This is a genomic window from Corynebacterium urealyticum DSM 7109 (assembly GCF_000069945.1).
GTDB lineage: Bacteria > Actinomycetota > Actinomycetes > Mycobacteriales > Mycobacteriaceae > Corynebacterium > Corynebacterium urealyticum.
In genome coordinates, this window is record NC_010545.1 from 2,255,323 (window position 1) to 2,274,341 (window position 19,019).

Below are 19,019 nucleotides of genomic sequence, written 5' to 3' on the forward strand. Positions count from 1 at the left end.
CGGCTCACTCAGTCCCCGGCGCGCGTGCGGGGCTTATGAGAGAATTAAAGCGTGAATACGCAGCATGAATCCCAGCCCACCCGTCACCCTCTGCACCCGTCGCCGGGCACCCCGACCGCGTTCGAGCGCTTCCCAGTGTGCGTCCTGGGGCTGGGGTTGATCGGTGGCTCTCTGCTGCGTGATCTCGCGGATGACGGCTGGCCAGCGTTCGGTTGGAATCGTTCCGCGAAGACGGTGGATCAGGCTACTGAGGATGGTTACGACGTCTCCGGGGACCTCACCGCGACCCTACAGCGCGCGGAACGGGAGGACGCCCTCGTCGTCCTCGGGGTTCCGGCTCCTGCGCTACCGGAGATTTTGGACGCCGTCGGCCAGCACGCCCCGAGCGTGGGCCTGACCGATGTGACCAGCGTGAAGGGCGAGGTTCAGGCGCTGGTCGAGGATCGCGGGATGGCTGATCGCTTCGTCGGCGGGCACCCGATGGCAGGAACTGCGCATTCGGGCTGGCGCGCGACCCTCAACGGGCTCTTCGACGGCGCCGTCTGGGTGGTCGCTTACGACCGGGCCGTCGCTGAAAACGAGCCCCCGCGCGCGTGGTTCACCACCTTCGAGCGGGTAGTGCGCATGGCGGAGGCCACCGGCGCGATCACGATCCCGAGCCGCTCGGGCGCGCACGACCGCGCGGTGGCCCGGATTTCCCACCTGCCGCATGTTTTCGCCGAGACCTTGGCGATGGTGGGTGACCAGGGAGGGCCGCTCAGCCTCGCCCTGGCCGCAGGGTCCTTCCGGGACACCACCCGGGTGGCTGGCACCGCCCCATCCCTGGTCCGGGCGATGTGCGAGGGCAACCGGGATGCGCTGATCGAGTGCTTCGATGAAGCCCTGGAGATCCTCAACCAGGCTCGCGAGGAGCTGGAGCACAAGGACCTCAGCGCGCTGACGGAGGCCGGCTATGCCGCCCGGAAGCGCTACGAGGCTACGACGAAGCACGGGGATGCCACGGATCCGCGCCCGGTGATCCGCGTGAGCCCCGGGGCGAAGGGCTGGGTGGACCAGCTACTCAGCGCGGAGTCCATCGGCGCACGCATCGAGATTTTCTAGCCCCTCCGGACTCGCCACAAAAAGCAAGAAACCCCTGGTGGGGCCGAAGCCACCAACCAGGGGTTTGAACTCGTGCGCCCGAAGGGATTCGAACCCCTAACCTTCTGATCCGTAGTCAGATGCTCTATCCGTTGAGCTACGGGCGCAACAGGGCATAACTATACATGCCACCCCACAGAAGCAACAAATCGCAGCTCCTCGCACCAAAAAACGGAATTTTTGCGTGCCTAAACCTAGTGGTGGCCCGAATAATCGGCGTAACGTTGAAGGCCGACAACAAGCCACTCCAACGAAAGGAACACGCATGGCGACAATCAAGGCCGGCATCGTGGGGTACGGCAACCTCGGAAAGTCCGTCGAAGCCGTCATCAAGCAGACCAGCGACATTGAACTGGTGGGCGTCTTCTCGCGCCGCGACAGCCTCGACACCGACGCGCCGGTCATCCCTGTTGCAGACGTGGCTGAGTACGCAGACAAGATCGACGTTCTCTACCTCTGCCTCGGCTCCGCCACCGATATCCCGGAGCAGGCACCGGAGTTCGCGAAGTACGCCTGCACCGTGGACACCTACGACAATCACCGCGACGTCGCCCGCCACTACTCCGCGATGCAGGACGTCGCCGAGAAGGCTGGCAACGTCGCCGTCGTCTCCACCGGCTGGGACCCGGGCATGTTCAGCCTCAACCGCGTGTACGCAGCCGCCGTGCTGCCGGGCGCGCAGCAGAACACCTTCTGGGGCCCGGGCCTCTCCCAGGGCCACTCCGACGCCCTGCGCCGCATCGAGGGCGTTGCCTCCGCCGTCCAGTACACCCTCCCGGCCGAGGAGGCTCTGGACAAGGCTCGCCGCGGTGAGGCCGAAGGCATCACCGGCAAGAACGCCCACAAGCGCCAGTGCTTCGTCGTCCCAGAAAGCGACGACGCCGCGCTGAAGGAGCGGATCGAAAACGACATCCGCACCATGCCGGACTACTTCGTCGGCTACGAGGTTGAGGTGAACTTCATCAGCCAGGAGGAGTTCGACAAGAACCACACCGGCATGCCACACGGCGGCCACGTGATCACCACCGGTGAGCTGGGTGCGACCCGCACCCACCACACCGTGGAGTACACCCTGGAGCTGGACCGCAACCCAGACTTCACCGCAGCCGTGCAGGTCGCATACGGTCGCGCTGCCCACCGCCTGAAGGAGTCCGGCCAGACCGGCGCCTTCACCGTGCTGGAGATCGCACCGTACCTGCTGAGCGAGAAGTCCCTGGAGGACATGCTCCGCGAGGACGTCTAAGCACCTCACTCCGCCGCCAGGCTGGCGCGGACACACAGAAGGGTCGCCACGGAATGAACCGTGGCGGCCCTTCTGACGTCGTAGAAAGAAAAACAGCGCCGCGGCCACCCACCAGGGCAGCGACGACGCTGTCATAAGAGTGCGCCCGAAGGTGTCTGAAGTCACGACATAGTTGACACGGTGTGCCTGGCAGAACATTCCTGATGGTTGTCACATCAGTCGCGACATCGTTGACGCCCACCGATAGCACCGTTGCGGGATGATGGTTGTCACATCAGTCGCGACATCGTTGACACTGACTATGCAAGCGTGGCGCGAAGGCGGGCGGGGATCAGCCAGGCAGGGTGTCAGCCGCTTGCACAGCCCACGATTCAGCACAGGACGAGCTTCTGAGGCCTTGCCGTCGGCGTATGTGCCCCTCCCGCGCCTCACCGCAGAAATCATCACGGAGCACTACATCGACACGTCCCGTGATTATCAAAAACCATACTGGCGAAAAGGGGACCCGCCCCTGGTGTAAAAACACAAAACCGGCGCCGTTGGAAAATAAAAACCAAGGCGCCGGTTTGTCCATCATGTCGCGACTGAGCTGTCAACTATGTCGCGACTGATGACAGAGTGCGCCCGAAGGGATTCGAACCCCTAACCTTCTGATCCGTAGTCAGATGCTCTATCCGTTGAGCTACGGGCGCAGTACTCCAACAAGGCCACGCGACGGCACAATCCACTCGGACCACCACAGGCGCACCACACGCCCCACAACACTGTCCGAAGCTGAAAAACCCCAGCGCCTCACCACAAGAACTGGGCAGCTTGAAACCTCGAAGGTTTCGGCAGCTCATCAGCGAACAGCCTTGTTGAAGAGCGGAGACGAGAGGATTCGAACCTCCGGTCCGCGCAATGCAGACAACTCCTTAGCAGGGAGCCCCAATCGGCCACTCTGGCACGTCTCCAGCATCTGATCAGGACAGGACGAACCCGCCTGACTAGACGATTTTCAAGCATACACAACGGCCGGGAGGCAGACAAACGCCGCCGACCAGGCATTCCGGCGGAGTACGATGCCAGGCATGGTACGTTCCGATCTCTCCAAACTTCCCGCATACGTTCCCGGAAAGGCGCTGCCGGATGCGCTGCGGCTGGCTTCCAATGAGACGGCCGCAGCACCCCTGCCCGCCGTCCAGGAAGCGGTGGCGAATGCTGCGGCGGGACTGAACCGATACCCGGACATGGGGGTCGCAGCCCTGCGTGGCGAGCTCGCTACCTGGCTGTCCCGCACGCCGGGTGCGCCGGAGCTGACGGCGGAGAACATCGCGGTCGGTAACGGGTCGAGCGCGCTGTGCCTGCAGTCCATTCAGGCCACCTGCCAGGACGGCGACGAGGTCGTGTTCCCGTGGCGCAGCTTCGAGGCCTACCCGATCCTCACGCAGATCGCCGGTGCGCGGCCGGTCGCGGTGCCGCTGAGCAGTGATTTTTGCATCGATTTGGACGCCATGCTCGCCGCGATCACAGAGCGCACGCGACTGATCTTCGTGTGCAATCCGAATAACCCCACCGGCACGGTGGTGCCGCAGGCTCAGCTGGCCGAGTTTGTGGCTCAGGTGCCGGAGCACGTCCAGGTGGTGCTGGACGAGGCCTATATCGAATACGACCGCTCCGGGCTGGCCGGGGATGCGGGCACCAAGGGGGCCGGGGTGCCGGCCAGCGTGAACGGGCTGGCGCTGATGGCGCAATTCCCGAATGTGGCGGTGTGCCGCACCTTCTCCAAGGCCTATGGCCTCGCAGGTGTGCGCCTGGGCTACCTGGCGGGCTCCGAGGAGTTCGTCGAAGCACTGCTCAAGGTCGCGATCCCCTTCGGCGTCAACGCGCTGGCCCAGGTCGCGGGCCTGGAAAGCATCGGCGAGGAAGCGCAGCAGCAGCTGCAGCAGCGCGTGGCGGAGACGGTCGCCCAGCGTGAGCGCGTGACCGAATCGCTGCCCGAGGAACTCCAGGTGCCTTCACAGGCGAACTTCGTGTGGCTGCCCGTCGGCGAGAAGGCCGAAGCCCTGGAGGCGGCGATGAAGGAGGAGGGCATCCTCACCCGCTGCTTCGCCGGCGAAGGCGTGCGCATCACGGTGACCGATGAGACGGAGACCGAGGAGCTGATCCCGGCGCTGCGCCGCGCCCTGGCCCAGCTCTAGGCGCCGGCTCGGAACCACCGCACGCTACGGGTCAGCCCCGGCCCGACCTCCACCCCAAAAACAAAGAGCGCGCCACCTGCCCCGGTGGCGCGCTCTTTCCCTTGACCGAGCTACAGCGTCAGCCCGAAGACCGGGACAGCCAGCGCAAAGGTCACGATGGTGATCAGGACGATGCCCACGAGGTTGAGCCACAGGCCACCGCGCACCATGTCGCCGATGCGCACGTAACCCGAGCCGTAGGCGATCGCGTTCGGCGGCGTCGCGACCGGCAGCATAAACGCGGAGGTTGCAGCCAGCGCGACCGGGATCGTCAGCAGCAGGACGTTCATGTCGTTGCCGGCGGTCAGGCCCGTGCCGACGGCCACGCCGCCCATGATCGGGAGGAAGGCCGCGGCCGTCGCCGTGTTGGACGTGAACTCCGTCAGGACCAGGATGACGATGGCCGTCGCCGCGGTCAGCAGCACGATCGGCATACCGCCCAGGCCACGGGCGACCTCACCGATCCACAGGGAGAGGCCGGACTTGTCGAACATGGAGCTCAGCGCCAGGCCACCGCCGAAGAGCAGCAGCACACCCCACGGGACCTCCTTGGTGTGCTCCCAGTCCATGACGCGGCTACCGGAACCGTCGGCCGGCAGCATGTACATCAGGATCGCAGCGGTGATGGCGATGGTGGCGTCGTCGATATTGTGCTCCCAACCAGCCCAGTCGGAGATGACCGGGACGAAGACCCACGCCAGGGCGGCGAGCAGGAAGATGGAGCCCGCGGTCTTCTCCGCGCGGGACATCGCACCCATCTTCTCCAGCTCCTCCTGGATGAGCTCACGGCCACCCGGGATCTGGTCCATCTCCGGCTTGAACACCGTGATCAGCACGAGCCAGGCCAGCACCATGAACACGGCAGCCATCGGCACACCGACCAGCATCCACTGGCCGAAACCAATGTGGATGTCGTGGGATTCCTGCAGGTAGGCGACCATCAGGGTGTTCGGCGGGGTGCCGATGATGGTGCCCAGCGAGCCGATGGAGGCGGAGTAGGCGATACCCAGCATCAGGGCGGTGGAGAACTTCTTCTGCTTCGAGAAGCCACCCACCATGTCGGCGGTCAGCCCCAGCACGGACATACCGATCGGCAGCATTACCACGGCGGTCGCGGTGTTGGAGACCCACATGGACATGAACCCGGTGGCGATCATGAAGCCCAGCACCATCTGCTTCGGCTTCGTGCCCACCAGGGTCACGACGCGCAGCGCGAGGCGGCGGTGCAGGTTCCAGCGCTGCATGCCCAGCGCGAGGATGAATCCGCCCATGAACAGGAAGATCGTGGGGTTGGCGTAGGAGGGCGAGACCTCCTTAAACGGCACCACACCCAGGATCGGGAAAGCCACGAGCGGCACCAGTGCGGTGGCTGCCAACGGCAGGGCCTCGGTCATCCACCAGGCGCCCATCAGGACGGCGATCGCGGCGGTGATGCGCAGCGCGTCAGCGTCGAAGGGCCCCTTCTCCGCATCCGGGTGCGCCCTGTTCACGACGTCCGCGGCATCGGCCGGGAAGATTGCGTAGACGAGGATGGCGAGCAGGACGCCCACGAACAGGCCGACGACGGCGCGGCGGCGGGCCTTCTGCTCCTGTTCGGCACGCTCAGTGATGAGGTCGGCGTCGACCTTCTGCTCCGGGGCGGGCGCCGCCGCGGTGGCCGTGGTGCCGGTGTCCTGTGCATCGCGTTCGACCACGGTGTTCTCCGAATCGCGATTCTTGGGTGCGCTCATCAGCTCCCCCATTCTTATCTGGGCTAGCGCGCGGCTAGGCCGTGTTCGTGAGGTGGATCAACCGGTAGCCGGTTGTTGCGCTGCCGGTTTTCACCCCTATTGTCGGCTATCTTCAGCATTAATGAAAATTTCCCGGGCACCGTGTGTCGGATAGGTTCCTGTTCGACCCCCATATTTTTAGGACGTCTCCCCCTGAACGCTCGGTTATTAAGAGGTATTGATGAAAGATCCCACTCGGATTCCCGGGGTGATGCAGGTACTGCAGCAGGCGTGGGAGGCACAGCCGGAGCTTTCCTTCGCGGAGCTTTTCGCGCGCCTGGAGCCGTTGGGGTGGCCCGTAACTCTTCGGATGAGGAGCTGCTCGCGGCCCTGCATGCTGAGCTGGCGGTGCATCCGTGGGCTTTCGAGCCGGTCCGAAGCGGTGCTGGAGACAACGGAGCTGGAACCAAAGGCGCTGGGGACAACGCTGAGGGCACTGACGGCGCTGCAAGCACTGGGAATCCAGCCGCACCTCTGCGGGGCGGCGCTACCCCCGGGACCCAGCAGCTTGCCCGCGTCGAACTCGCTGCCAACGCGGGCGCCCCGGAACGGGTCGTCACAATCGGTGGCGGCTGGGTCGTGGTTCGCCCGGCGCGCTTCCCCACCCCACACGCCCGGCCCGCCACGGCCAGCCGTGGTGGTCGGTCCGGGGCATCCCGCCGCGGGGGACGGCGGAAGCAGCGCAGCTCGGCCGATGCTTCGGCTTCCCTGATGCAACCGGTGATGTGGGAGTACGAGGCGGTGTTGCGCTGCCGCCCAGGAGAGCCACTCCGGCTGCGCAGCGCGCAGGGTTCCGAGCACCGCTTGGGGCTGGTGCGTCGCATCACGGTGCTGGATCAGCCTGCTCAGCCGGAAGGCGTGCGCTCGCTGGGCGGCCTGCAGCACAGCCAGCTGAGCAACCGGGAGTACATGCTGAGCTTCGATTCGGGCGCAACGATGCTCGTGGACCGGCAGCTGTGGCTCACCCACATCGCCCGGCGCGAGGTTGCTCACGAGTTCCTGCGCTGGCGAGTCCTCAGCCGGGCCGAGGTTGGTTCCCCGCTGGCTTATCGCGCGCCGCGGGGCGAAGGCCAGGGACGGGCCGATGCTGCCATGGAGCTGACGGAGCTGGGTGCGATCACCCGCATCCTCCCGATCTAGGCTTGCTGCGGGCAGCGGTCCTCCGCCAAAGGGCGTATAGCTTGGGGGAACAATTCCCACGCCCCAGAGGAGCCTCTCATGACCACGCCCACCACATCCCAAAAGTTCACCCGCCTGGCCTTGGGTACCATCATGTCGATCGCCGGGGCGAGCCACCTCACGTTCGCGAGGAAGGACTTCCAGGCCCAGGTTCCCAACTGGTTCCCGATGGACAAGGACTTCGTCGTCCTCGCCTCCGGTGTAGCTGAGCTCGGGTTCGGCGCCGCGCTCCTTGGCCTCCCGAAGCAACACAAGCGCACGGGAATCGCGCTGGCGGCCTTTTATACCGCGATTTTCCCAGGAAATATCGCCCAGTACGCCGAGCGCAACGACGCCTTCGGCTTGGATACCGACGGGCGCCGGTTGGCCCGCCTGTTCGGCCAGCCTGTTCTCATCGCTGCCGCCCTCTGGTCCGCTGGCATCCCGCACCGCCGGTAGCCCCCTCCCACGGCGACTCAGCACCCAGCTGAACCAATACTGAATATTTGCCCGCCCAACGCATCTCTCCAGCGCTTGACGCTGCGCAATTCTCTCCTCGGGTCCGACGCGAGTGCTCAACTGCCCCCGAAAATGGTACGGTCACGTGGTGAACACCGCCTGGAAGATCTTTATTCGAGACCTCAAGCGTCTCGTGAGCGTCCGTAAAGTGTGGGTCATTCTCATCGGAGTCATGATCACTCCCGCGCTTTACTCCTGGGTGAACGTCGCAGCTTTCTGGGACCCCTACGGCAACACTGAAAACATCAAGGTCGCCGTCGTCAACGAAGATCGCGGCGCGTCATCGCCGCTCACGGGGTCGCTGAACATCGGCAACGAGGTCGTCGCCGAGCTCAAGGAAAACGACGAGCTCGGCTGGCAATTCATGTCCAAATCCGAGGCCGATCACGCCCTCGCCCGTGGCGACGTTTTCAGCAGCATCGAGATCCCTGACCGTTTCTCCCGGGATCTCCTCTCCACATTTCAGGGAACCTATAGCCAGCCGCAGCTGATCTACCGGCCGAACGAGAAGCTCAGCGCCGTCGCCCCGTTGATCACCGATGCCGGCGCGTCCGCGATCAACGACCAGATCACCAGCTCCTTCAAAAAGCAGCTGGGCGAGACGGCGTCCAAGAAGGTCCGGGAAGAGGGCAACAGCATCTCCGGGCGGCTCGACAACAGCAAGAACAAGGCCGTCACCGGGCTGGACGACACCCTCGTGACACTGGACGAGGGCCAGGAATCCCTGGACAAGATGAAGGGGCGCGTGGCCGGCGCCCGCCCCACCATCGCCGCCACCAAGGATGCACTGAACTCCGCTCATGGCACCCTTGAGGACGCTAAGTCCACCCTCGCGGAGGTCGATAAGTCCGTCGCGATCGTGCAGCGCATGGTCGCGGACTTCTCCGATTCCGCCGGCGACGCCTACGCCCAGAGCACTGCCGCCCTGGCTGAGGGCACAGCCGCCGCGAACTCCTCCGTTGCCGGGGTCAGCAGCGCCGCCGAGCAGGCCGGCCGACAGATCGCCGGCGCCAGCGAGCAGACCACCCAACTCGTCGACCTCGGGGACCGTAATATCGCGCAGCTCCGCGGTCTGATGGGTGCCGCGGGCGTGAGCCCGACCATCGCTGGTCAGCTCAACGCCACCATCGACGACCTGCAGCGCAGCAACGACGCCAACCGCCAGCTACTCGCAGACCTCAACGCCGCGGGCAAGAGCACCAGCGAAACCGCCAAGGTGCTGCGGGAAAGCTCCGAGGAGCTGACGCAGGCCGCAGCCGCCGCACGGGACTCCGCGAAGGGGCTGAACAGCACCACGGGAGACACGCTGCCCAAGCTCAACCGCGCGATCAACCGGCTGAGCGCGGCCACCGGCTCCTTCTCCGGGTCCTTGAGCTCCCAGCAGTCGCTGCTCAGGGAGGCCTCGAACGTCCTGGACGGCGTGGATCGGCAGATCGGCGCCACGACCGACGTCATTGATGACTTCAAGTGCAACCTCAGCAGCCTGCAGGACGGGGTCGAGAACGCGAAGACGGACGTCCTGGCCCTAAGCCTCGGCGACGACGAGGCCTTCCGCGCGGTCCGCGGGCTGAACTCCGAGGACATCGGGCAGTTCATGGCCACCCCGGCCACGCTGGTCAACGAGCCGATGTACCCGGTGAAAAGCTACGGCTCCGGAATGGCCGCCCTGTTCACGAACCTGACGCTGTGGATCGGCGCGTTCGTGCTGGTCGTCATCTTCCGCGTGGAGGTGGACACCGAGGACCTGGGTAAGAGGGCCCGCCGCGTGAGCGTCAGCCAGGCCTTCTGGGGCCGCTTCCTGCTGCTGGCAGCCTTCGTTGTGGGGCAGGCCCTGATCGTGTCCATCGGTAACCTGCTGATCGGCGTGCAGACCGTCAGCCCAACGCTGTACACGCTCACGAACGTGCTGGTCGGGTTCGGATACCTCGGGGTGATATACGGGCTTGTCTCCGCGCTGGGTCACATCGGCCGTGGCCTGGCGGTGGGTATGGCGTTCATCCAGATCCCGGGTGCCTCCGGGCTCTACCCCATCGAGATGACGCCCGACTTCTTCAAGATCGTTCACCCGTTGCTGCCGATGACCTACGGCATCGACGCCGCCCGCGAAACCATCGGCGGCTTCTACGGCACCCACTACTGGCAGGCGCTCGGGGTGCTGGGGTTGATGTCCCTGGCCTTCCTGTTCGTTGGCATGGTCGCCCGACGACGCCTGTCGCACGTGAACCTGATCCTGAACCAGCAGCTCGCCCGTTCCGGCCTGCTGGTCTCCGACAAGGTTCAGGTGGTCGGTTCCGGCTACCGGATGGCGGATGTCATCCACGCGCTGAACAACCACGAGCAGTTCAACGAGTTCACCGAGGAACGCACGGCGAAGGTGCTGCGGGACACGCCGAAGCAAATCCGCCGGACCGCCATCATCGGGCTGATCGGGCTCGCGGTGCTGGGCGTGGTCAACGCCGTCTTCGACACCGAACGCGCCACAATCTTCGCGATCGGTATCGCCTGGGCGCTGCTGATCATCTTCATCATCGGCGCGCGGGAGTACACCGGCCAGAGCTACCTGCACGCCCAGGAGCTGGGCGACCTGGATAGCGATGAGCTGCAGTACGTTGCCGCCACCCAGGCGGCCGGGTCCAAGGAATATACCTTCGACGACGAGCACGAGGAACATCTCGCGCGCGCCCACGCCGAGAAGGCCGGGGGCGGCGATGCGGCCGCCGACGGCGGCGAGGCTGCCGGTGGAAATAACGGTGGCAACAGCGACGTCGAGAAGCAGGAGGGCGAGAACTAATGAGCAAGATCCGCGAAATCCTGCACCATGACCTGCGGTCTGCCCGCAAGAACGTCATCACCATGATCGTGCTTTTCGGGCTCACCGTGGTTCCGCTGGTCTTCACCGTGTTCAACGTGCTCGCCAGCTGGAACCCCTTCGATAACACCGACGAGCTCAAGATCGCTGTGAGCAGCGAGGACGAGGGCCACGACACCGATCTCGCGCAGGTGAATCTTAACCTGGGCGAGCAGGTGCTGGCCCAGCTCAGTCTGAATAAGCAGATCGACTGGATCATCACCACCAAGGAGGACGCCCTCGATGGCACCCGCTCCGGCGAGTACTACGCCAGCATCGTGCTGCCGCCGAGCTTCTCCAAGGACCTGATGACCTTCTACATCGCCGGCACCGAGCCCACGGAGCTGACGATGTACACGAACCAGAAGAAGAACTCACTGGCCCCGATGATCACGGAGCAAGCAGCTACCGGCGCGATCGACCAGATCAACGAGTCCTTCTCCGAGGTCGTCAACAACGTCGGCCTGGGGCTGGTCAAGGACCTGAACAAGGTCCTCACGGAAGGGGACACGAAGGCTGTTCTCGACCGCATGGAAGCCAGCGTCGACGGGGTATCCCGCCAGCTGCGGCAGGGCAGCAACTCCGTGTCCTCGCTGTCCTCCCTGGTGGAGTCCACGATCCCGCTCGCCCAAAGTGCCGAGCGCATCACGGACTCCGCTGGGGCCCAGATGGATGCCCTCGACCTGAGCGGAACTGGCGGCTCCGGTGGCTCTGGCGGAGCTTCCGGCGCGAGCGACGAGGCGCTGGCCAACCTGGGCCGGACCTTCGCCGACGCGGCGTCGTCCCTGAGCGAGTCCCTCCAGGCCACCAGCGACAGCTACAACGCGGTGGGCAACAGTATCGACCGCGTCTTCGGGCGCGCGAACAGCAGCCCGGAGACCTCCGCGAACGCACTGGACCGGATGGCTGACCGCTTCGACGCGCAGCTGGGCGGGCTGAATGACCTGCGCAACACGCTGGAGACCCGCGTGGCCCCAGCACTGCCGATCACCGCGAAGCCCGCGTACCACGGGGTACTGAACAACATCGACGAATCTATCGCGCGGGCCACCGAGCTGCGGGACACCTTCCGCCGGTCCGCCAAGGACCTGCGCTCCGGGAAGACGTCCATGGAGCAGGCGCGGAAGGACAGTAAATCCGCGATCGCGAAGGCTGTCGAGGCCGTCGATAAGGCCAGGAACAGCTACGCAAACGACCTGCAGCCCCAGCTGGCAAAGCTGGGTGAGTCCGTGCAGCAGCTCAGCCAGAGCGTGCAGGGCGTGAAGGCGGATGTGGCGCGCGCGAAGGGCACGCTGGGGGACGCGTCGCTCGCGGACTCTTTGGGATCGATGCAGGCAGCCACCGCGGAGCTGTCCAAGAAGCTGAACCAGCGCGCGGATGATGCCGACAAGCTGGCCCGGGAGATCAAGCGGGCCGGCGAGACCGGCGATCTTTCCCGCCTGGCGCGGATGATCGGCAATGACCCGAGCCTGCTGGCGCAGCACATGGCCAACCCCACGGCGGTGAAGCGCGAACCGCTGAACGAGGTGAATAGCTTCGGCACGGGCATGACCCCGCTGTACGGCGCACTGGCGCTGTGGGTCGGCGCGCTGATCACCTCAGTCGTGGTGCACACGCGCATTTCCGAGCGCGGGGAAGAGACCGAGGAGGCGCTGGATCCGGAGCGCTACAGCCGCGCGCAGGCCTACCTGGGCCGGTTTGGGATCTTCGCGTTGATCGGCACGGTACAGAGCCTGCTGATGGCAGCTGGGTTGATCTTCTTCGTTGGCATCGAGCCCGCGCACCCGTTCCTATTCACGCTGGCCTGCTGGCTGAGCTCCATGGTGTTCATGCTCGTGGTGTACACGCTGGTGATCTCCTTCGGTAACGCGGGTAAGGCGCTGGGCGTGCTGCTGCTGGTGTTCCAGGTCTCGGGCGCGGGTGGCGCATATCCGCTGGAGCTGCTGCCGGGCTGGTTCCAGTCCATGAGCCCGTTCCTGCCGGCGACGTATGCGATCCGGGCGTTCCGCGCCTCCATCGCGGGGATCTACCAGGGCGATTACTGGCTGGACATCCTGGGCTTGCTGGTGTTTGTCCTGCCGGTGCTGCTGCTGGGGCTGGTGCTGCGAAAGGGGCTGGACGGCTACAACCGGCGCATGGACGAGGGCATCGCGGAATCGAAGGTCCTGGCCTAGGGCGGACTCGCGGCCCGCTTGTGGGCCGGGCTCGGGCCTGCCCCGGCACCGTGTGCGGTTTAAAGGGGTACCGGGTAAGCTAACCCGCGCATGGAAGTATGGCAGAGCGGCCGAATGCACTGGTCTTGAAAACCAGCGATGGGCAACCATCCGGGGGTTCAAATCCCTCTACTTCCGCTGATAGCCAAAGCCCCGGTTCCTGATGGAGCTGGGGCTTTGTTGTATCTGTGCTGGTCAACTACCTATTTATCCACCAGCTCTAGTAGCTCACGGCACTCTATCGCCATCGCCCGTTGGGCAATAATTGGGCACAAGCGCCTGCTAAGTACGAGTCCGGCACGCGAAGTTCCCGAAACTAGATGCATCAGCGGAATCCAGACCCCGTGTCTGCGGCCGTTGCTAGGCTGGGCGCCATGAATTCCACCAGCACAAACACCGCACACGCCATCATCCAAACCGACCCGAAGGACCCCAGCTCGCTCGAGTGGCAGGCCATCGATAAGCCCCAGCCCGCCGAGGGCGAGGCTCTGGTCCGCATCCACTACGCCGGGCTCAACCGTGCCGACACCCTGCAGGCCCAGGGGCACTACCCGCCGCCAAAGGGCGTGACGGAGACGATCGGTTTGGAGGCCGCCGGCGTCGTCGAAAATCCGAACGGCGCGACGAAGCCGGACGGCACCCCGTGGCAGGAGGGCGAGGAGGTCGCCGTCCTGCTCAGCGGTGGCGGTTACGCCACGCACGCGGCCGTCCCCGCAGGTCAGCTGATGCCGATTCCGAAGGGCTACAGCCTCGCGGAGGCCGCCAGCGTTGTAGAGGTCGCGTGCACCGTGTGGTCGAATGTCGCTGATATTGCGGGGCTGCGTGAAGGCGAGCTCGCGCTGTTCCACGGCGGCGGCGGGGGCATCGGCCTGTTCGCCACACAGTACGCGCACGCCATCGGCGCGAAGGTCGCGGTTACCGCGGGCAGCCAGGCGAAGCTCGACGTGTGCCGCAGCTACGGCGCGGACACGCTGATCAACTACAAGGAGGAAGACTTCGCGGAGGTGCTGCGCGAGCTCGGCGGCGCGGACGTCATCCTCGACATCATCGGCGCGAAGTACCTGGACTCCAATGTGAAGGCCCTCGCGATGGACGGCCGCATGGTGATCATCGGCATGCAGGGCGGGGTGAAGGGTGAGCTCAACATCGCCCGCCTGCTCAGCAAGCGCGGCACGATCTCCGCGACGGGGCTGCGTTACCGCGATACGGAGGATAAGGCCCGCATCGTGCGCGGCACCCTCGAAGAGATGTGGCCCCTGCTCGAAAGTGGGAAGATTAGCCACCACATCGATCGCACCGTCCCCATTCAGGACGCCGCCGCGGCCCATCAGGCACTGTTGGCGGGCGAGGTCACCGGCAAGGTCGTGTTCGAGGTCCCGCAGAGCTAGGGCTCCGGCCTGGCGCGGGGCTGGGGCTCCGCAGGGCTAAGGCATAGCGCGGAGCCCAGCCTGGCGGGGTTAGGCCTGGCGTGGGGGCTCAGGCTGGCTCGAGGCTGGATCCGCGGGGGCTGGGCGCGGTGCTAGGGCGCCGGTCTGCGGCTAGCGCAGGCTCGCGACCGCGCGGAGCAGGCGGTTCACATCGCCCACCGTGTTGTGCACGCTCAGCCCCACACACACCGCCCCCGTGCTGGACTCGAAAACACCCATCTGCGCCAGCAACTCCGAATCACCCGGAGGAATCACGCTGGTGACTACACCCTGCGCGAACAAGCGGTCGTGCACCGCCTCCGCCGGCACCCCGTCGATGAAGAAGCTCAAGCGAGGGATGCGCTCCACCGAGTCGTAGTCGAAGTGCTCCTCGTACTCCCCCTCCAGGCCGATGACATGCGCGCCCGGCAGGCCGTGCAGCCCATCAACCACCATCCGGGCCAGCGCGTGCACATAGTCCTCCGCCAGGGGAAGCGCGCCACGCAGGCGACGTCGACGCGTCCCCCGCAGGGAGTCACCCTCCGCATCGGACGCTAGGTCCGCCAGGTGATCCACCGCTGCGGAAACACCTCCGAGCAGACCCTCGCTCAATCCGCCCAGCTCCAGCCACTCGCGGGCACGCTCCACCGACGGGTGCACCGCACCGCGCAGCGCGAGCCCACCTGAGCCGGGGTTGACGTCCTTATGAGCACCGAAACGGGCCGCCGAGCGGGCACGGGACTGGCGCGGCGGGTGAGGGAACAGCTCCCCCATCAGCTCCACCGAGCGGAAGACCAGCGCACCGATCGACGGGCCGCCGATCGTCGCGACGTCGAATGCTAGGACGTCCGCCCCCAGGTCAGCGATATCGATCAGGTGGAACGGGGCGATGGCGTTCGCGTCGACGACGAAGATGCCGTCCGACTTCGCGTGCACCGTACGTCCGATCGCGGCGACGTCTGTGACCGTGCCGACGTGTTCATTCGCCGCAGCCACCGCGACGACCGCGGTCTCCGGGCTCACCAGCTCCGTGTACTGCCAGGCGGGAAGGACACCCGTCGACAGGTCGGCCTCCGCCCAGCGGACGTCAGCGCCGTACAGGTCGGCGGCGCGCAGCCACGGGTCGATGTTCGCGCCGTCATCTACGCGGGAGAGGACGACCTGGCGGCCCAAGCGCAGGCGGTGAGACATGCTCTCCGCGAGCTGGTTGATCAACTGCTTGCGCGAGCTGCCCAGGATCACATGCTCCGGGCGGGCACCGACCAGGTCAGCGATCGCGACGCGAGCGGATTTGATGTGGCTTTCGCCGATGCGCGTGCCCGGGCTAGCGGCACGGCTGTGCTCCCCGTGGGTTTCCTCAATCGGGGCGGCCAGCGGGGCAGAACGGAAGGCGCGCGAGACCGCACCAGAGACGCGCTCGGGTAGCTGCGGGTCCGTCGCTGCGTTCATATAAACCCAGCCGTCTGAAAGGGATGTGTACAGACCACGCACCCTGGGGTTGTCGAACCGTGCGTTGTCGAACAAGCCATCTCCCTTCCTGGAAAAACTGCTGGCGCCGGCGTGAAACCGCAGGCCAACCGCATCAGCGACGACCCCGGGCTCCGTCACGCCAAAACAATACCAGCGCCACCTGACAACCTCCGACCCACAACCTCAGGGGTTCCAAGCTGCAACCCAAGGGGCGCTCGGCAGCGTCTCGGGCCCACAGCCGCGATTCCGATGCGCGCACCGCGCAAACTGCAGCGTGAGGGCGGGGAGACCGACACCACAGCGGGAGCCAACCCCGGCGCGCTTGAGCGACCGTGTCCGCACCTCCTATTAGAATGCGTTAGTCATGACAGACCTCAGCAGGATCACCGCAACCCACGACGGCGACATCCCAGCCTCGCGCTCGCAAACCTTCGCCGCCGCCTGGGACGATCTCACACGCGGCTTCCAGCAGCGTGAGCTCTGGCTCGCCCTCGGCTGGCAGGACATCAAGCAGCGCTACCGGCGCTCGGTTCTGGGCCCACTGTGGATCACCATCGCCACCGGTGTGATGGCCGCCGCCCTGGGTCTGCTGTACTCCCAGCTCTTCGGCATCGACGTGGCCGTTTTCCTGCCGCACGTTGCCGTCGGCCTGATCATGTGGGGCTTCATCGCCGGCTGCATCAAGGAAGGCGCAGAGGTCTTCATCTCCAACGAAGGCCTGATCAAGCAACTGCCTTCCGCGCTATCCGTGCATGTCTACCGGCTCGTGTGGCGGCAGTTCCTCTTCCTGCTGCACAACCTCGTGATCTGGCTGGCGCTGCTCGCGATCTTCCGCATCCCGGTCGGGTGGGAGGTGCTCCTGGCAGTGCCGGGGCTCGCGCTGCTCATCATCAACGGCGTGTGGGTAACCATGTTCTTCGGTATCGTCGCGACCCGTTTCCGCGACGTCGCCCCGTTGCTCGACTCCCTCGTCCAGCTGGCCTTTTATATGACGCCAATCGTGTGGACCGCACAAACCCTCACCGATCAGGGTGGTGCGGTCGCCGAGCGGGCAGCGCTGGCCAAGCTCAACCCGCTCTACCACTACCTGGAGATCGTGCGCGGGCCGATGATCAACGTGCCAGTCGAGGCGTCCTCCTGGTACATCGTTATCGCCATGACCGTGGTGGGTCTAGGCCTTGCCCTGTTGGCCATGCGGAAGTGGCGTTTCCGCGTGAGCTACTGGGTGTAACAAGGCGAACGGGTTGGCGTCCTAAAGAAAAGAAAGAACAAGAATGAAGCAGCAAGTCAGCATCGACACCTACAACGCCTGCGTGGATTTCCCGATCTTCGACGCGAAGACCAGGTCGCTGAAGCACACGTTCCTGGGCGCGGCCGGCGGCGCGATCGGGCGGAACGAGTCCAACACCGTGATGGTGGAAGCGCTGAAGGACATCAACCTGCACCTGCAGGATGGCGACCGCGTGGGCCTGGTTGGGCACAACGGTGCGGGTAAGTCCACGCTGCTGCGGTTGCTGTCCGGGATTTACGAGCCGACGCGGGGGTCCGCCGTGGTGCGGGGACGCGTGGCGCCGGTGTTCGACCTGGGTGTGGGCATGGATCCGGAGATCTCCGGCTACGAGAACATCATTATTCGCGGGCTTTTCCTGGGGCAGACGCGCAAGGCGATGAACCGGAAGATGGATGAGATCGCGGAGTTCACCGAGCTGGGGGATTACCTCGCGATGCCGCTGCGGACGTACTCCACCGGTATGCGGATTCGCTTGGCGCTGGGCGTGGTGACCAGCATCGATCCGGAGATTCTGCTGCTCGACGAGGGCATCGGTGCCGTGGATGCGGCGTTCATGGCGAAGGCGCGGTCGCGGCTGGTTGAGATGGTGAAGCGATCGGGCATCCTGGTGTTCGCTTCGCACTCCAATGAGTTCCTGGCGCAGCTGTGCGATAGCGCGCTGTGGATTGACCACGGTGAGATTCGGCAGGCTGGTCCGGTGGACGAGGTCGTGGAGGCTTACGAGGGGCCCGAGGCGGGGCAGCACGTGCGCAACGTCCTGCGCGACCTGGGGCGGTAGCTGGGCTGGGGGTAGCCGGGCTGGGCTGGCTGCCCCCATTCCACGTTTTGCAGAGTTTGATGCCGCTTTTCCCCGCTTTTCCGACCTCAAACTCTGCAAAACTTTCATTAGCACCTAGCTTCTGGCGCGCGAGCCCCGATTCACTAGGGCCTGCACCCTCGCCACAATGTCATCTGACTTCCTCATACTCTGGGCGCTGAGCCGCAACACTGCATAGCCCGCAGCAGTGAGGCGCGAGTTCACCTCGGTGTCCCACTCTCGCTGATCGGGTGCGGAGTGGTACGAGCCGTCATAAAAAATCATGATCCGCAGCGAGCGAGAGCCGAGATCCGCGGTGGCAACAGGGCCACGCTCATCGACCACTTTGAGTTGTGTTTCAAGGTCCGGGATCAAGGGTTTGAGCAGCAGGCGCACCCAGGTCTCTGGCGGAGAGTCCGCTCCGAGCTCGCAATATTTGAGCATCAAACGTTTGACGCGCACCGATGCCGGCAGGAACTCATCCATGCTGGCCAGCAGCAGTTCCGGAGTCTTGCGTGTGAAGGTGCACAGGGCGTCTGCAGCCTGAATGACCCGGATCTCAGTGTGGTTCAACAACCCTAATGGCCGCACATTCCATGCGCACTTCTGCAGCGAGACATCTTTGAGGAACTGGGTTGCCGCCATGTATATCGGAGCAACCGGCAATTCTGGCAAGAGCTCATCAACCTCGCGGATAGGGGCGAACCGCTTACGCACCGTGCTGACTCGAGCCTCGGAATCTGCATGTGACAAACCCCTCGAACTCGGGGTGAGCATGTGTGCTGGGGCACCGTGGTGAAAATAAGGAAAACCCCTAACGGCTAGGGCTGAGATCCCTCCCGCGACCCAGCTCGGGTGGGCATTGAAGTGGCCCCGCACCCGTACCTCGTGAGGAATTTTGAGCGGAGCGCGTCGCCTAGCGCCATTGAGGATCCTCTGTCGCTGAT

General features: G+C 65.2%; 13 protein-coding genes and 4 tRNA genes. 11 read left to right on the forward strand and 6 right to left on the reverse strand.

Annotation, left to right across the window (positions count from 1 at the left end):
• Positions 1-90: 90 nt before the first annotated feature.
• Positions 91-1,101 carry a prephenate dehydrogenase gene (locus CU_RS09685; protein ID WP_173362371.1) on the forward strand — a complete coding sequence of 337 codons (1,011 nt, stop codon included), beginning with the start codon at positions 91-93 and terminating at the stop codon, positions 1,099-1,101.
• Between the two features lie 73 nt (positions 1,102-1,174).
• Here the strand turns inward: CU_RS09685 and CU_RS09690 are convergent.
• A tRNA-Arg gene (locus CU_RS09690) sits at positions 1,175-1,247 on the reverse strand.
• Between the two features lie 158 nt (positions 1,248-1,405).
• Between CU_RS09690 and CU_RS09695 the strand changes: the two genes are divergently transcribed.
• The gene (locus CU_RS09695; RefSeq protein ID WP_012361163.1) at positions 1,406-2,383 is read left to right on the forward strand and encodes a diaminopimelate dehydrogenase; all 978 of its coding nucleotides are present in this window, start codon (positions 1,406-1,408) and stop codon (positions 2,381-2,383) included.
• Between the two features lie 619 nt (positions 2,384-3,002).
• On the opposite strand, the gene CU_RS09700 is transcribed toward CU_RS09695, so the two are convergent.
• Together CU_RS09700 and CU_RS09705 are read right to left on the reverse strand one after the other, a co-directional pair.
• Positions 3,003-3,075, reverse strand: a tRNA-Arg gene (locus CU_RS09700).
• A gap of 173 nt (positions 3,076-3,248) precedes the next feature.
• Positions 3,249-3,336: transfer RNA gene (locus tag CU_RS09705), tRNA-Ser, on the reverse strand.
• A gap of 117 nt (positions 3,337-3,453) precedes the next feature.
• On the opposite strand from CU_RS09705, the gene CU_RS09710 reads away from it, so the two are divergent.
• The gene (locus CU_RS09710) at positions 3,454-4,563 is read left to right on the forward strand and encodes a histidinol-phosphate transaminase (protein WP_173362326.1); all 1,110 of its coding nucleotides are present in this window, start codon (positions 3,454-3,456) and stop codon (positions 4,561-4,563) included.
• A gap of 110 nt (positions 4,564-4,673) precedes the next feature.
• Here CU_RS09710 and CU_RS09715 read toward each other — a convergent pair whose 3' ends face one another.
• A complete protein-coding gene (locus CU_RS09715; RefSeq protein WP_012361166.1) occupies positions 4,674-6,332 on the reverse strand; it encodes an SLC13 family permease in 1,659 nt (552 codons plus the stop codon).
• 330 nt (positions 6,333-6,662) lie between these two features.
• On the opposite strand from CU_RS09715, the gene CU_RS09720 reads away from it, so the two are divergent.
• The 6 genes from CU_RS09720 to CU_RS09745 all read left to right on the forward strand — a co-directional run bounded on the left by CU_RS09720 (position 6,663) and on the right by CU_RS09745 (position 14,497).
• Positions 6,663-7,511: a hypothetical protein gene (locus CU_RS09720; RefSeq protein ID WP_012361167.1), complete on the forward strand. Its 849-nt coding sequence runs from the start codon at positions 6,663-6,665 to the stop codon at positions 7,509-7,511.
• 78 nt (positions 7,512-7,589) lie between these two features.
• Positions 7,590-7,988 carry a DoxX family protein gene (locus CU_RS09725; protein WP_012361168.1) on the forward strand — a complete coding sequence of 133 codons (399 nt, stop codon included), beginning with the start codon at positions 7,590-7,592 and terminating at the stop codon, positions 7,986-7,988.
• Between the two features lie 145 nt (positions 7,989-8,133).
• Entirely contained in the window at positions 8,134-10,839 is a 2,706-nt protein-coding gene (locus CU_RS09730; RefSeq protein WP_231837672.1) for a YhgE/Pip domain-containing protein, read from the forward strand.
• Positions 10,839-13,070, forward strand: coding sequence for a YhgE/Pip domain-containing protein (locus tag CU_RS09735; protein ID WP_012361170.1), 2,232 nt, complete (start codon positions 10,839-10,841; stop codon positions 13,068-13,070). Before CU_RS09730 ends, CU_RS09735 begins: the two co-directional genes overlap by 1 nt.
• A 92-nt stretch (positions 13,071-13,162) precedes the next feature.
• Positions 13,163-13,247: transfer RNA gene (locus tag CU_RS09740), tRNA-Ser, on the forward strand.
• 236 nt (positions 13,248-13,483) lie between these two features.
• Complete coding sequence (locus CU_RS09745; protein ID WP_050816654.1) at positions 13,484-14,497, forward strand: NAD(P)H-quinone oxidoreductase; 1,014 nt, start codon at positions 13,484-13,486, stop codon at positions 14,495-14,497.
• Between the two features lie 150 nt (positions 14,498-14,647).
• On the opposite strand, the gene CU_RS09750 is transcribed toward CU_RS09745, so the two are convergent.
• A complete protein-coding gene (locus CU_RS09750; protein ID WP_012361172.1) occupies positions 14,648-15,964 on the reverse strand; it encodes an aminotransferase class V-fold PLP-dependent enzyme in 1,317 nt (438 codons plus the stop codon).
• Positions 15,965-16,349: 385 nt separating this feature from the next.
• On the opposite strand from CU_RS09750, the gene wzm reads away from it, so the two are divergent.
• Together wzm and wzt are read left to right on the forward strand one after the other, a co-directional pair.
• On the forward strand, positions 16,350-17,216 hold the full coding sequence (gene wzm / locus CU_RS09755; protein WP_012361173.1) for a galactan export ABC transporter permease subunit Wzm/RfbD: 867 nt from the start codon (positions 16,350-16,352) through the stop codon (positions 17,214-17,216).
• A 43-nt stretch (positions 17,217-17,259) separates the two neighbouring features.
• Positions 17,260-18,054: a galactan export ABC transporter ATP-binding subunit Wzt/RfbE gene (gene wzt / locus CU_RS09760; RefSeq protein WP_012361174.1), complete on the forward strand. Its 795-nt coding sequence runs from the start codon at positions 17,260-17,262 to the stop codon at positions 18,052-18,054.
• A gap of 114 nt (positions 18,055-18,168) precedes the next feature.
• Here the strand turns inward: wzt and CU_RS09765 are convergent, their stop codons facing one another.
• A complete protein-coding gene (locus tag CU_RS09765; RefSeq protein WP_231837673.1) occupies positions 18,169-18,789 on the reverse strand; it encodes a DUF559 domain-containing protein in 621 nt (206 codons plus the stop codon).
• Between the last annotated feature and the right edge of the window lie 230 nt (positions 18,790-19,019).